General features: G+C 36.0%; 12 protein-coding genes. 3 read left to right on the forward strand and 9 right to left on the reverse strand.

Annotated features, from left to right (window positions below; translation table 11 throughout):
- Positions 1-55: 55 nt before the first annotated feature.
- From GQN54_RS03685 to GQN54_RS03700, 4 genes are all read right to left on the reverse strand, one after another.
- Positions 56-1,138: a mannose-1-phosphate guanylyltransferase gene (locus tag GQN54_RS03685; RefSeq protein ID WP_160632111.1), complete on the reverse strand. Its 1,083-nt coding sequence runs from the start codon at positions 1,136-1,138 to the stop codon at positions 56-58.
- A 91-nt stretch (positions 1,139-1,229) separates the two neighbouring features.
- A complete protein-coding gene (locus tag GQN54_RS03690; RefSeq protein ID WP_160632113.1) occupies positions 1,230-1,841 on the reverse strand; it encodes a SprT-like domain-containing protein in 612 nt (203 codons plus the stop codon).
- Positions 1,841-3,817 carry a ferrous iron transport protein B gene (gene feoB, locus GQN54_RS03695; RefSeq protein WP_317163935.1) on the reverse strand — a complete coding sequence of 659 codons (1,977 nt, stop codon included), beginning with the start codon at positions 3,815-3,817 and terminating at the stop codon, positions 1,841-1,843. The genes GQN54_RS03690 and feoB overlap by 1 nt, the downstream gene beginning before the upstream one ends.
- A gap of 2 nt (positions 3,818-3,819) precedes the next feature.
- A complete protein-coding gene (locus GQN54_RS03700; RefSeq protein WP_160632115.1) occupies positions 3,820-4,059 on the reverse strand; it encodes a FeoA family protein in 240 nt (79 codons plus the stop codon).
- 235 nt (positions 4,060-4,294) lie between these two features.
- Between GQN54_RS03700 and GQN54_RS03705 the strand changes: the two genes are divergently transcribed.
- Both GQN54_RS03705 and GQN54_RS03710 read left to right on the forward strand, forming a co-directional pair.
- Entirely contained in the window at positions 4,295-4,483 is a 189-nt protein-coding gene (locus GQN54_RS03705) for a hypothetical protein (RefSeq protein WP_160632117.1), read from the forward strand.
- A gap of 9 nt (positions 4,484-4,492) precedes the next feature.
- Positions 4,493-5,248 carry an SDR family oxidoreductase gene (locus GQN54_RS03710; RefSeq protein ID WP_160632119.1) on the forward strand — a complete coding sequence of 252 codons (756 nt, stop codon included), beginning with the start codon at positions 4,493-4,495 and terminating at the stop codon, positions 5,246-5,248.
- A gap of 2 nt (positions 5,249-5,250) precedes the next feature.
- On the opposite strand, the gene GQN54_RS03715 is transcribed toward GQN54_RS03710, so the two are convergent.
- From GQN54_RS03715 to GQN54_RS03730, 4 genes are all read right to left on the reverse strand, one after another.
- Positions 5,251-6,249, reverse strand: a complete 999-nt coding sequence (locus GQN54_RS03715; protein ID WP_160632122.1) for a GSCFA domain-containing protein — start codon at positions 6,247-6,249, stop codon at positions 5,251-5,253.
- Positions 6,250-6,255: 6 nt separating this feature from the next.
- On the reverse strand, positions 6,256-7,542 hold the full coding sequence (locus tag GQN54_RS03720) for a peptidoglycan DD-metalloendopeptidase family protein (RefSeq protein WP_160632124.1): 1,287 nt from the start codon (positions 7,540-7,542) through the stop codon (positions 6,256-6,258).
- Between the two features lie 3 nt (positions 7,543-7,545).
- Positions 7,546-8,550 carry a tryptophan 2,3-dioxygenase family protein gene (locus GQN54_RS03725; protein ID WP_160632127.1) on the reverse strand — a complete coding sequence of 335 codons (1,005 nt, stop codon included), beginning with the start codon at positions 8,548-8,550 and terminating at the stop codon, positions 7,546-7,548.
- 129 nt (positions 8,551-8,679) lie between these two features.
- On the reverse strand, positions 8,680-9,501 hold the full coding sequence (locus GQN54_RS03730) for a DUF3108 domain-containing protein (RefSeq protein WP_160632129.1): 822 nt from the start codon (positions 9,499-9,501) through the stop codon (positions 8,680-8,682).
- 251 nt (positions 9,502-9,752) lie between these two features.
- Between GQN54_RS03730 and GQN54_RS03735 the strand changes: the two genes are divergently transcribed.
- On the forward strand, positions 9,753-10,250 hold the full coding sequence (locus GQN54_RS03735; RefSeq protein WP_160632131.1) for a hypothetical protein: 498 nt from the start codon (positions 9,753-9,755) through the stop codon (positions 10,248-10,250).
- A 113-nt stretch (positions 10,251-10,363) separates the two neighbouring features.
- Here the strand turns inward: GQN54_RS03735 and GQN54_RS03740 are convergent, their stop codons facing one another.
- Entirely contained in the window at positions 10,364-13,339 is a 2,976-nt protein-coding gene (locus tag GQN54_RS03740; RefSeq protein ID WP_160632133.1) for a leucine--tRNA ligase, read from the reverse strand.
- Between the last annotated feature and the right edge of the window lie 343 nt (positions 13,340-13,682).

Consider the following 13,682-nt stretch of genomic DNA (forward strand, 5'->3'; position numbering starts at 1 on the left):
AAGGAAACTTATAGCTAATAAGTTTCCTTTTAAGAGTTTGTCTATTTTTAATAGATTAAACGAATTTTTCTCCTTTTTCTATTCTAATATCGGTTACAAATTCTTTTATTTTTTGCTCATCTTCTTTTTTGCATATTAGAAGTGTGTTATTGGATTCTACAACAATGTATCCGTCCAAACCTTGCAGAACTACTAATTTTTCTTTTGGCATGCTTACAATGCAGTTCTGGCTTTCATACATCATCACATTTTTTCCAATTGTAGCATTTAAGTTCTCGTCGTGCTTAAGGTGAGTATATATAGAACCCCACGTTCCTAGGTCGGACCAACCAATATCAGCTGATATAACATAGACATTTGGAGCTTTCTCCATTATTCCATAATCTATCGAAATGCTTTTGCAGACAGCATATGTATCCTTTATGAAGTTTTCTTCATCAGGAGTGTTTAGTTTAGAAAAGCCATCTACAAATAGGGAATTTACTTCGCTTAAATTGTTTTCGAATGCTTTAAGTATACTTTTGTTGCTCCAAATAAACATTCCCGAATTCCAACTAAATTCTCCACTTTCAACAAACTGTTTTGCCAATTCAATATTAGGTTTTTCAGTAAATGTTTTCACTTTTTTAACCCTACTCTTTTTGTCTGTACTGTCAAACTGAATGTAGCCATATCCTGTATCAGGACGCGATGGCTCGATTCCTAAAGTTAGTAAAGCATCATTATTGCTGACATAGTCCAATGCCACGTTAACACTTTCTATAAATTTATCTTCTTTTAAGATCAGATGATCAGCAGGAGCTACAAGTACATTGGCATCTGGATTAAGTGCCTTAATTTTATAACTAGCATAGGCTATACATGGTGCAGTGTTTCTTCTTGTAGGTTCACATAATACTTGAGAAGGGTTCATCTCTTCACACTGTTGTAATACAAGCTCTCTATAATCTTCGTTGGTGACAACTAAGATGTTTTCTTTTGGTGCAATTCGTTGTAATCTATCGTATGTTTGCTGAATTAAAGTTCTTCCCGTTCCTAAGATATCTATAAATTGTTTGGGATATGAAGTTCTGCTCATTGGCCAAAAGCGACTTCCGATACCGCCCGCCATAATAACGCAATAGTTATTCTTGTTCATTATTTCTGTTCATTTTAAGTGGCTAAATTACCAATTATATAGCCTTGCTTTTCCATAAAAAGTAAAAACGGTTAAATGTTAAAATGATCGGTTATTCAATGGGTTTTACTTCTGCCATTGGACTTACCAGATACATTCTATTGCTAGAGATTTCTAGACATAAAAATCTTTTTCGCTTTTGTTCTTTCTTGATAAATTTTCGTCCCGAACCTAATTCAAATTTGGACTCTAAAGGCAAATCTTCTAAAAAAGTGACTGGATTCTTATCATAAGCTCTCAGTGCTTTTAAAAGGTGTATGTCGCTACAGCTAGAGGCTTTGGGATTGTTAATATGAGCCACGATGAATTGTTCTAGTTCCACTGGGAAAGTATTGTTTCCAATAAACAACGCTAGCATAGTAGTGTATATGTCTTTCCATTCTTTTCCATGTGGTTTTACTTTATGTTGATATTTTATCCAACAAACGCCATGTGCTATTTCGTGAACTAATGTGATTAGAAAGCCATATTTGTTAAGATCTCCGTTTACAGTGATTTTTGCAGGCTTGCCATTAAAAGCGGGTCGAAAATCACCAAGTTTCGTGGACCTACTTTTCTTGATGGTTAATTGAAGTCGATAATCATTAATCCACTTCAAGCATGGGGCAATAGAGCTTTCAGGAATATACTTTTTTAGTACTTCGGTAGCTGAAAGTTTGGTCATTAACTAAATAAATTGTAGGTAATTAAGCTTGCAAAATAGGCCAAGGCGCCCATGTAAATAATCTGAATTACTGGCCATTTCCACGAGGCTGTTTCTCTGGCAACTATTGCTACTGTGGCCATGCATTGCAATGCAAATGCATAAAAAATTAAAAGTGAGTAACCTGTAGCTTTAGTATATATTTTTTCTCCTGTAACGGGGTCTTTTGCTTGATTCATTTTTTCTTTCAATGATGTGGTATTATCAGCATCACCTACTGAGTATATTGTTGCCATAGTTCCAACAAATACTTCTCGAGCAGCAAAAGAAGTGATAATTGAAATTCCGATTTTCCAATCAAATCCTAATGGTTTTATAGCAGGTTCAATAAATTTCCCTAGTTGACCTGCGTAACTAGCTTGGAGTTTTGCACTAGCTCGCTGTTCTTCCATGGTTTCATTATTGATGTTGGGTTCCAATAAACCGCTTGCATATTTTTCATCGATTTTCTCAAAAGAGTCTCCAGGGCCATATGATGATAAAATCCAAAGAATGATTGATATAGCTATAATAATTTTACCTGCCTCAAATAAGAATACCTTTACCTTATTGACAATGGTGTAACCTACATTTTTCCAACGAGGTGCTCTGTAAATTGGCATCTCCATGATAAAGTGACTGGATTCATTTGTTTTTACAAAGAATTTCATAAAAAAGGATGTTCCTATTGCTGCAAGGAATCCGAATAGGTATAATGCCATCATGACTATTCCCTGTAAATTGAATATTCCTATGGATGCTTCTGCCGGAATGATTAAGGCGATAATCAAGGTGTAAACAGGAATTCGTGCAGAACAACTAATTAACGGAGTGATAAAAATGGTCAGTAATCGCTCTTTTTTATTGCTGATTGTTCTTGCACTCATAATGGCTGGTACAGCACAAGCGGCTCCGCTTAGCAATGGGATGATTGACCTTCCGTTTAGACCAAACTTTTTAAGAAGTCCATCCATCATAAAACTAATCCTTGAGAGATATCCTGTATCTTCTAAAATGGAGATGAAAGCGAATAGAGCAGCAATTTGCGGAATAAAGATGATGATACCACCCAAGCCTGCAATGATTCCATCCACTAGTAGGTCGTTTAAAACACCAGGAGGTAAGCTTTCAGCAACAAAATTACCGAAGAACAAAAAGCCTTCCTCTATCATTTGCATTGGAAACTCTGACCAAGAGAAGACGGCTTGAAAAATTAAAAAAAGAATAAATAGAAAAATAGCATAGCCCCATACCTTGTGAGTAAGAATAGCATCAAGTTTACGAGTCAAGTCATTTACTTTCATCTCGCCTTCTGCAGTTACCGCTTTGGCTACAATTTCTCTAATTCGTTGGTTTCTTCTTTGCGCATTGTCGATGGGCTTTTCTCCTTCGATTATACTAATGAATGGAGGTCTGTCCTTGCGAGCAAATTTTGTGATGTTTGCTTTTAATTCGGTTATCCCTTTCCCTAACCTGGCATTCATCGGTACTACAGGAATGCTTAAAGTTTCTGAAAGGTATTTTATATCAATGGACTGTTTGTTTTTTTGAACGATATCCATCATATTTAAAGCCAATATGACGGGTAAATTCAAATCAATCAATTGCGAGCATAACAAGAGGTTTCTTCTTAAATTGCTGGCGTCAGCGATAACCACAATGATTTCCTCTTTGTTATCAGGTCGTTTCTGATTGAGGTAATCAAAAGTAACTCTCTCATCCTCGGATCTCGGGCTAAGGCTATATGTTCCTGGAAGGTCAATAACTTCGGCAGATAAATGTTCAGCTATTTTAGCATTTCCACTTTTCTTTTCTACTGTCACTCCAGGAAAATTACCGACTTGTTGATTGAGTCCTGTTAACTCATTGAATAGTGAGCTTTTCCCAGCATTTGGATTTCCTACAAGTAATAAGCGAATTTTCTTTTTCTGATTTGATCCCACGTTTTTTCTACCCACTTTTATTTCTTCAGTTGTGAAACGATTACCTCTCTTGCATCTGACTTTCTTAGGCTCAATAAAGAGCCGTCAATGCTTATCATCATTGGATCACCCAAAGGTGCGATTTGCTCAATATGTGCGATTTCGCCAACCATACAGCCCATACAAAGTAATTGTACTGAAAGTTTTTCATTATCAATGGATTCAATTCGTACAAAATCTCCTTTTTTTGCTTCGGATAGGTGAATGAAATTGCTCATTTATTTAGATTGATTCTAAATAGCTAAATTAGGTGTTTTTGTTTTAATCCACCATTAAAAATGCGAAAAATTACCCCAATCCCTATAGTCGATAAGTGAAATATCTTTTATAAAAAAAAAAGGAATTTCTTCTCAACTTCAATGTTATTATATATAGAGTTTTCGATTAGCCAATAGTGATCCTTTTTTTTATTATTTTGATTATTCAGAAGTGTTATATATATTGTTTGTTATTATGGAGTTAGATAAATTATTGCGAATAATAGGTCTCGTTATGATGGGATTTGCAATCGTTAGTGGGGTGTTTGTTAAAATTTCTTCAAATGGTGGAGAATGGAATATCGATAGTGGTTATTCTTTTAAAATAGGGCTATTTTTGGTCGGAGTTGTCATTTATTATTTAGCTCGAAAGACAAAAAAATAGAATAGAAAGATGTCAAAAATAGCATTTATAACTGGAGCCACTTCAGGGATTGGAGAAGCCACAGCAATTGAGTTAGCAAAGCATGATTATAATCTTATTATTTCGGGTAGAAGAGCGGGTCGATTAGTGGAATTATCCAAACGACTTACTTCTGAGTACGGAATTAAAGTGCAAACTTTAGTTTTTGATGTTCGGGTTCGTGAGTCTGTAAATGACTCCATTAATGCATTATCAGAAGAGTGGAAGAAAATAGATGTGCTGGTCAATAATGCTGGCCTAGCAAGCGGATTGGATCCAATTCAAGATGGAGATGTGGAAGATTGGGAGAAGATGATTGACACTAATGTTAAAGGGTTGCTTTATGTTTCGAAGTGTGTGATTCCATTGATGATTGAACGAAAAAAAGGTCATATTGTTAACATTGGATCTATAGCAGGAAAGGAAGTCTACGCGAATGGAAATGTTTATTGTGCGTCAAAGCATGCAGTAGAAGCACTAACTAAGTCTATGCGTATAGATTTGCTGAAAGAGGGAATAAAAGTGACTTCAATAAGTCCAGGTTTGGTAGAGACAGAGTTTTCTCAAGTACGATTTCATGGAGATACCGAAAGAGCCGCTGCAGTATACAAAGGGTTTGAGCCGCTTAATGCAGAAGATATTGCTGAAACTATTTGGTTTGTTGTTTCACGTCCTGCACACGTCAATATTAATGATATGATTGTAATGCCTACAGTTCAGGCTTCCTCTGTTTACATCAATAAGTAATTTTACTGAACTAGTTGGCTCTGCAGTTTTTCTAATTCAAAGCCAAAATCTAAGAATTTTTTAGTCTGTACAAGTTGACTAATTAATGCGATCTGTTTTTTTACAAACTTTTGATGTGCTTCAGATTTTGGTTGGAACGGCCGATGAGAACTTGCTCGGATAAATTGAATAATTTGTTTATTTAGCTCTTTGGTTGTGTTATTAAAATAGGTGCTGCTGAAGCGCTCCCACACATAGTCTATAGCTAGAGAATTAGGATGAACCATATCTTGTTCAAAAAAACGATAATCCCTTAAGTCGTCTATGATTAATTCGTAAGCAGGAAAATAATTTAATTGGTGATGCTGTTGTTGTAATTGTTGAACAGCAATATGCAGCACGCTTTTACTCCATTGATTTTCTCTAAATCCATCTCTTAAGTGACGTACGGGACTAATGGTAAAAATGATGTTTAAATTCGAGTTAAATTGATTTAAACTAATGAGCAAGTTGCTCCATTGTTCAACAATTGCGTCTACTGAGGTGAGTCGTTTTTGAAATTGAGTATTGGGATATTTATGACAATTGGCTACCAAACGATGGTTAGAGATTAATTGATAAGCCCAAGCACTGCCGAATGTAACCACTAAATATTTTGCTTTTTTTAAATGTACATGAGCCTTTTTTATCTCAATGTTAATTTTATCTAATACTAAATCTTGGTCTAAGCCAGAAAATTGACTGTGGTGATTCCAACTATGAAATAGTTCATTGTGTTGAGTTAAATCTTCTATTGAATAAACTTTTTTTGTTATCGTTTCATGAACCGCATTTGCGATTGCCGCGGGATGATACAATATCCCAAATGGGTTTTTTAAGATCTGAAATTTATGTAACCCTAATCTTTCCGCGATATGTTCAGAAAAACATGAGCCAAACAGCACAATCTTATCTTCATGTTGGATAGAAACTTTCGACTCAATATGGGGAAGGATAGTGCGAAAATTATTTGAATCCATCATCTTAAATTATTTACTTGCTGATAACTGCTCTAGTTTGGGCTTTTTATTTAATTGCACTTTCACCAATTTTGCATTCATGGCAGTTTGAAATGCCAGGAAAGCAGCTTTGTGCGATTCTTCGATGGGTTTTGCTGGTGGAAATTTTTCTGCCAAGTGATCCACTTGTTTTCCGTTTTTCCAAAATCGATAACATACGTGAGGCCCTGTTGCCAAACCAGTACTTCCAACATAACCTAAAATATCACCTTGACGAACTCGCTGACCCACTTTTACATTTCTTTTACTCATGTGGAGATATTGTGTGGTATAAACACTGTTGTGTTTCACTTTCACATAATTTCCATTAAATCTTGAATAGGCAGATTCTATAACCACACCTGTTCCTGTGCTCATAATTGGAGTTCCCGTTGGTGCTGCGTAGTCTGTTCCTAAATGCGCTTTCCAACGTTTTTGTACTGGATGAAACCTCCGTTGAGTATACCTAGAACTTAGTCGGCTAAATTTTAATGGAGACTTTAAAAAAGCCTTTCTCAAACTCTTTGCATTTTCATCGTAATAATCTCCTCCATCCTCAGTTTCGAAAAAGTATCCGTAAAAATCATCATTGAAGTGGTGAAATTGGGCGGCTTTTACTTTCCCTATTCCGATTACTTCGCCATCTACCATTTTTTCTTCGTACACGACTTTAAAATAATCTCCTTTTTGAATGCGATAGAAGTCAATAGACCATGCATAAACTTCGGCCAGCTCAATGGCCAGTGAAGGGCTTCCTCCATTCTCTTGTAAACTTTCGTATAATGATGAGTTGATCACTCCACCCATTGTTTTTTCTACAATTTCTACCGGTTTTTGCTCCATTTTTATGGAAATAGAATCTCCTAGGTGATAAATTACATAATCTATGGCGTTAGGCTGGTAGATGAAGTATTCTGCCTTCGCTGAACTGTCTCTGCGCTGCAGGATGGTGTATGGTTTGCCAACTGCAATTTTTCTAACATCAAATACCTCTCGCGAAGCTTTTGCCAATGCATCAATCTCCACATATGGAACATTGTACTTTAACAGGATATTGGACAAAAATTCATTTCGCTGAACTTCTCCTCTTACAATATCAAACGAGTCGGCTAGTAACCCAAACTCTATGATTGGTTCTGGCTGTAATGTGTCTAATGGGGCGATTTCCACCGTCCCTTCTTCAAAATCGACTGTTCTACTTTGATAGATAAAAAGAGCAACAGTGATTGCCAATAAAAGAGTTAGAATACGCGAAATGATGCGGAACTTCTTTTTCATCGACTAGTTTCCTTTTTTTAAGAATACGTTTTCTTCAACCCAGGCTTTACCCCAATTTTCGTGCTCTTCAGCAGACCACAATTCTGGATAAAAAATACGTTTCTGAAAACGAGGAGGTAAGTATTTTTGCCAATTAGTACCACCAGTAGCTGCAATGTCTTCTGGGGTCTTATGCAAATAACGTACTGCAGACTTATAATGCATTAATGGCCAATTGATATTTATGTTCACATCTAGGAAACGTAACTCGTTTCTCAATGCTTCATCCTTTTGCTCTTCGGGCGTTAGTTTTTGAAATAAATGCCAAAGGTTGGTATGCTTGAAGTCTTTTGCTAGTTCTTTAAATTCTTTGTTGTATTTCTTTTCAAACTGCAGCAAAGTCAATGTTTTCTTTCCTGTGGCCAATTCAGTAGCTCCTTTTAACCAATAGATGTTTTCATACATCTTTTCAATGTTTTCGTCAGTTAATTCGCTATCGGTAAATTGATCTCTAAAATCTTTGTCAACTAAATTCCTAAAATCCGTAGAGCAGATTTCTATTTTTCTGTATTGTCCTGATTGAAAGCCGCTAGCAGGCAGTAAAGCCATTCTAAACTTTAAGAATTGCTCTTTTTCCATTCCGTCAATCATGATTTCAAAAGAAGCGGTCAAGGCTTTGAAGTAGTTATTGATTCTTCTAATTCTAGCTGTCAGGAATTTTACATCAATATTTTCTTTTTCTGCTAGCTGGTTGTATTCGTGTAAACTAAGCTTGAAATACAACTCGGTAATTTGATGGTACATGATGAAAATTTCTTCATCAGGAAAGGCTGTTCTTGGTGATTGTAGACTCAATAAAGTGTCCAAATGAATGTAGTCCCAATAAGTCAGATAATCGGAGTAAATCAACCCATCCAAATAGGCGCCCAAATCTTGCCCCATAACAGCATATTTGTCTTTTAATTGCTGTAACTGTTTGATTATTTCTTCGCTAAATTCTGATGATTGTTGAGGGTTATTCGAATCCATTTCGCACACTTTGTTTCAGCAAAAATAATGGCTTTAAGTGAGAGTACGTTGCTTTTTTATCGCAATTATAAACAATGTAATGTGGAGCAAAAAAGAACCTTCAACTGTTTTGTTGAAGGTTCTTTTCAATTAATCTAATTTGGCAACTGGGTTGGCTAATCCGCTGTAGTCTTCTAACTCCATTCGGATAGACCCGACTAATATTTTAGCTTTTGCCAAAACAGGAATTTTGTTTTTATCATTAGTAATGTAGACAGTTAAATCTTCTTCGTCGTTGAATATTCTACCAGTTTGGACGACTGGATGAAATACCATACAATCAAATTTTCCTTTGTTAACTTTGATTTTATCAGTACCCGCATACTTTATTTTTAAATCATAGTACTCTTCATCCACAAATGCAGGAATGGTGAAAATGTCGCCTTTTTTAGCTTTACTAAAATCTAAAGTTCTTGCATAGTAAAAGGCAGATAGCATGTCTTGCACTCCAACCGGCACATTAAATTCTTGAGCCTTTTGATTTCTCACCATTTTCTTATGCTGAAAAAATTGATAGTCTTGAGCTTTACTGTAGCCTCCCTCGTTTATTCTCCTTACAAAAACCCAAGGAAAAACTCCATCTGCATCCATGTAAGTTTCATACTTATCTCTCACTTTAAAGAACCAATCAAAGGTGTTTACGCTAATTCCTGTGCCTACCATGTGGTAAATTTCTCTACCATTAATTTTTTGGGGAGCTTTTTTAACTTCTAAGGTAGCTTCTCCCGCGGTCATCCAACCGTAATTAACAGAATATTTAAGTTTCTCTCCCGGTTGGAAAGTTTGATGTTTTATTGTTCTAAATTGTGCGCTATCTAAATCTTCTTGAAAAAGACCTTGATGCTGATCTGTGGTATAGCCAGCAAGACTACCCAAGATGTAAATCGCTGTAAATCCAATAAGCTTTTTCATAGTTATATATTTTGTAACTGTATTCCAATATTTATGCCAGATGCTTATAGAATTCATTTCGTGGATGATATTTATAGTCGATTAAGTCACTTATGAATAGTATTCACTATAAAATTAAGGGTTTGATTTTAATGTAATGTTTGGAATCATAAAAATTCGAAAAATCTGGTAGTAATAAAAGTTAGAAATACGCTGATTACCGTATTTACTTCAGAGAGGAACAAGTAGACTTTTGTTGAAAACAAGTAAATATGAAAAGGATAATCATAAGTGTATTCATCAGTGCAGCATTTATGGCTTGTAAAAAGGATGATGAAGTAAAGCCAGAAATTCCAGAAGTTAAAAATCCAACTGTCAGTTGTGGAGAACGTAAGATCTGTTTTGATATAGAGGATTCTTCGTATACAAGTAATGTTGGAATGTATCACTTGGATGATACTTCCTATTTCGCTAAATATGAAAGCAATGGAAAGCAGCTATCCATTGATTGGTTTACTCAGGATCCAATGGTAGGTTCCTTCCCTGCAGGCAATGTTAAAATGAAAGGCAAGTCTAGGATTTATTGGTTTCCTGATGCTTCTTCAACTTATTGGATGAGCGATAGTGGGGAAGTCAACATTACAAAGCACGAAGGGAATAAAGTATCAGCAACTTTTAATGGTAGATTACAAAAATTAGTAAATGGTAGCCCGAATGGAGAGGTGCTATTTGTCAAAAATGGAGTTTTTACGGATGGCTCCTATTTTTAGTTGATTGGTTAAACTAAAAAACAGAAAGGGCTTTTACAGAATTTGTAAATGCCCTTTTTTTTGTTTTGCTTCTTGTTGATTAATCGAAGCCATTTTTAATTAATAATCAACCATTAGATAACAATGTTCACAATCTTCTTCGGTACAATAATTACTTTTTTAGGGGTTTTCCCATCCAGCCATTTTTGAGATTCTTCATGCTCCATTACCGTTTTTTCTATTTCTTCTTTCGATAAATCCAATGGCATTTCTAACATGAACCTCATTTTTCCATTGAATGAAACTGGGTATTTATGAGAAGACTCCACTAAATATTTGGCTTCAAATTTTGGAAATGCTTGTAAGGTTACACTTTCAGTATTTCCTAATTTATGCCACAACTCTTCAGCAATGTGAGGAGCATAAGGAGTAATTAAAATCACCAATTGTTCCAATATGGTTTTGTTGTTCGATTTTAAATCGTTCAACTCATTCACACAAATCATGAAGGCACTGACCACTGTATTAAAAGAAAAGCGTTCAATGTCGTCTTCTACTTTTTTAATGGTTTTATGCAATACTTTCAATTCTTCTTTGGTTGGCTCTGCATTCGTTACACTGAAGTTATTTTCTCCGTCGTGAAACAAACGCCAGAATTTCCGCAAAAATCGATGAACGCCTTCAATACTGTCCGTGTCCCAGGGCTTTGATTGCTCTAATGGGCCTAAGAACATTTCAAATAAACGCAAGGTGTCGGCTCCGTAGCTTTCGATAATATTATCAGGGTTCACCACATTGAATTTAGATTTTGACATCTTTTCAATTTCCCCTAAACATATAAATTGGTTCTGGAATAGAAAAGTTGAATTCATATAGTTAGAAAATTCTTTGTCATTTTTTAAAGCTTCAACATTTAATGAATATCCATCCACATGCTTGATTGGGATTTGGGCTTTTATAATACTAGATGGGGTAGCCCAATAGGAAACTTTTCCTTTAAAGTTTGGATAAATAGCTTTTAATCGTTCTGTCTCAGATGCTTCATGTTCTTTGATTAGCAATTTTAGTTGCTCAGAGAGATTTTTTTCATCCGGTTTTGTAATTGATGAATTAGTCCAAGCTTCGTAGTATTCTTTTGAGATGTGGATTAGCTTTCCATCAAACTCTATGTTTTTGATGATGTCATTGTCGTTTATTCCTGACTGGTCTATTGAGAATAAAATCCTATAAATAAATCTACTATTCCCAGTAATCATCCCCTGATTAATCATTTTCTTAAACGGCTCATCAAACGGCAAAAATCCTTTGTCGTTTAAGAATTTAGTCCAAAATCGAGCATACAATAAATGACCAGTCGCATGCTCAGCTCCACCCATGTATAAATCTACATTTTTCCAATAATTCAAGGCGTCTTGGCTAGCAAACTCACCTGTATTATTTGGGTCTAAATAACGTGCAAAATACCACGAAGAGCCTGCCCAACCTGGCATGGTGTTCGTTTCAATGGGATGTCCTTCAGCAGTTTTCCAATTTTCTGCTCTTGCCAAAGGTGGCTCCCCATCTTCGGTTGGTAAATATTTATCTACTTCTGGTAACTCCAATGGTAATTCACTTTCGTCCATCGCTGTCGCAATTCCATTCTTGTAATAAATTGGAATCGGTTCACCCCAATACCGTTGTCTGCTAAAAACCGCATCTCTCAATCGGTAGTTGGTTTTTCCTTTCCCAATTCCTTTTGCTTCCATTGCTTCAATGGCTTTTACTATGGCGTCTTTTACTTTCAATCCGTTCAAGAAATCTGAATTGCAAATAATACCTTCTTTGTTGGCATCAGCTCCTTCAGAAATATTTTGTCCTTCTATAATAACAGGAATAGTTAAACCGAATTTATGTGCAAAATCCCAGTCCCGCTGATCGCCACCAGGAACGGCCATTACAGCCCCGGTTCCGTAGCTTGCCAATACATAATCGGCAATCCAAATTGGAATCAAATTCCCTGAAAAAGGATGCTTGGCATATGCGCCAGTAAATTCACCGCTTACTTGTTTTACATCTGCCATTCTTTCTCGTTCAGAACGGGCAGCAGCTTTTACTTGGTATGCTTCTATGGCTTTTTTTTGTTCAGCTGTTGTAATGTGATTGACTAACTCATGCTCTGGCGCTATCACCATAAAACTTACCCCAAAAATGGTGTCAGGGCGAGTCGTAAATACATCTATCTTTTCTTTGTGTTGATCAATTTCAAAGGAAACTAAAGCACCAACCGATTTCCCAATCCAGTTGCGCTGAATTTCTTTAATAGCATCTGTCCAATCTAATTGATCTAATCCGGTCAATAAGCGCTCTGCATAAGCCGTAATTCGCATGCTCCATTGTTGCATTTTTTTACGCTCCACAGGGTGGCCACCTCTTTCAGAAACACCGTCTTTGATTTCGTCGTTTGCCAATACAGTTCCTAAAGCAGGGCACCAGTTCACAAATGAATCTGAAAGATAAGTCAATCGATAATTCATCAAAATGGCTTGCTGCTCTTTCTCATTCATTGCATTCCATTCTGCTGCTGTAAACACCGTCTCTTGGTCGCCATGCGCTTTTGCGGCTGCATTTCCTTCTTTTTCAAATAAAGCCACTAAGTTTTTGATATCGTCTGCTTTATCTAATTCCGTATTGTAATACGAATGGAATAACTGTAAGAATATCCACTGCGTCCATTTGTAATAGTTGGGGTCAGAAGTTCTCACTTCTCTGTCCCAATCGTATGAAAATCCAATTTGATCCAACTGCTCACGGTACCTTTTAAGGTTTGCCGCTGTTGTAATAGCAGGATGTTGCCCCGTTTGAATGGCGTATTGCTCAGCAGGTAAACCAAACGCATCGTAACCCATAGGGTGCAATACATTAAATCCTTTGTGTTTTTTGTAACGCGCATAAATATCAGAAGCGATATAACCGAGTGGATGTCCTACGTGCAGTCCTGCTCCGGATGGATAAGGGAACATGTCCAGCACATAAAATTTCTCTTTCGAATTGTCTATTTCGGTTTTGTACGTCTTGTTTTCTTGCCAAAAGGTTCTCCATTTGGCTTCTATCGCTCTAAAATTATAATCCATCAGTTATTATGCTTTTTGAAGCTGCAAAAGTATCAATAATGACCTGAACTAGAAATTAAAAAATACCAGTAAATAGGTAGAGTAAATTACCTTTTTGTCGTGAAAGTAATAGAATAGCAAAAGATCAAATTTGTAGAAACTACTGATTATAATCTAAGATGCATGCAATATCCAATTCAATGAATTCTATTTGGAAAAGTAATTTCTGGAAAAAAGTGATTTTATTTTCAATAAAATGTAAGCAGTTTTTCTGGAGGTACCTTATGGAAATCGTCATCTTGTTTTTTATTACATAATTTCATTCAGTTGGGTTTTTACACAATACAAAGCCAATGGATCACTC

Origin of the sequence: Acidiluteibacter ferrifornacis, from assembly GCF_009909615.1 — a bacterium.
Taxonomy (GTDB): Bacteria; Bacteroidota; Bacteroidia; order Flavobacteriales_E; family Vicingaceae; genus Acidiluteibacter; species Acidiluteibacter ferrifornacis.

Bases quoted from the DNA above. Each gene is read 5' to 3' on its own strand.
- GQN54_RS03685 (WP_160632111.1), bottom strand. From the start codon at position 1,138: ATGAACAAGAATAACTATTGCGTTATTATGGCGGGCGGTATCGGAAGT.
- GQN54_RS03690 (WP_160632113.1), bottom strand. From the start codon at position 1,841: ATGACCAAACTTTCAGCTACCGAAGTACTAAAAAAGTATATTCCTGAA.
- GQN54_RS03700 (WP_160632115.1), bottom strand. From the start codon at position 4,059: ATGAGCAATTTCATTCACCTATCCGAAGCAAAAAAAGGAGATTTTGTA.
- GQN54_RS03705 (WP_160632117.1), top strand. From the start codon at position 4,295: ATGGAGTTAGATAAATTATTGCGAATAATAGGTCTCGTTATGATGGGA.
- GQN54_RS03710 (WP_160632119.1), top strand. From the start codon at position 4,493: ATGTCAAAAATAGCATTTATAACTGGAGCCACTTCAGGGATTGGAGAA.
- GQN54_RS03715 (WP_160632122.1), bottom strand. From the start codon at position 6,249: ATGATGGATTCAAATAATTTTCGCACTATCCTTCCCCATATTGAGTCG.
- GQN54_RS03720 (WP_160632124.1), bottom strand. From the start codon at position 7,542: ATGAAAAAGAAGTTCCGCATCATTTCGCGTATTCTAACTCTTTTATTG.
- GQN54_RS03725 (WP_160632127.1), bottom strand. From the start codon at position 8,550: ATGGATTCGAATAACCCTCAACAATCATCAGAATTTAGCGAAGAAATA.
- GQN54_RS03730 (WP_160632129.1), bottom strand. From the start codon at position 9,501: ATGAAAAAGCTTATTGGATTTACAGCGATTTACATCTTGGGTAGTCTT.
- GQN54_RS03735 (WP_160632131.1), top strand. From the start codon at position 9,753: ATGAAAAGGATAATCATAAGTGTATTCATCAGTGCAGCATTTATGGCT.
- GQN54_RS03740 (WP_160632133.1), bottom strand. From the start codon at position 13,339: ATGGATTATAATTTTAGAGCGATAGAAGCCAAATGGAGAACCTTTTGG.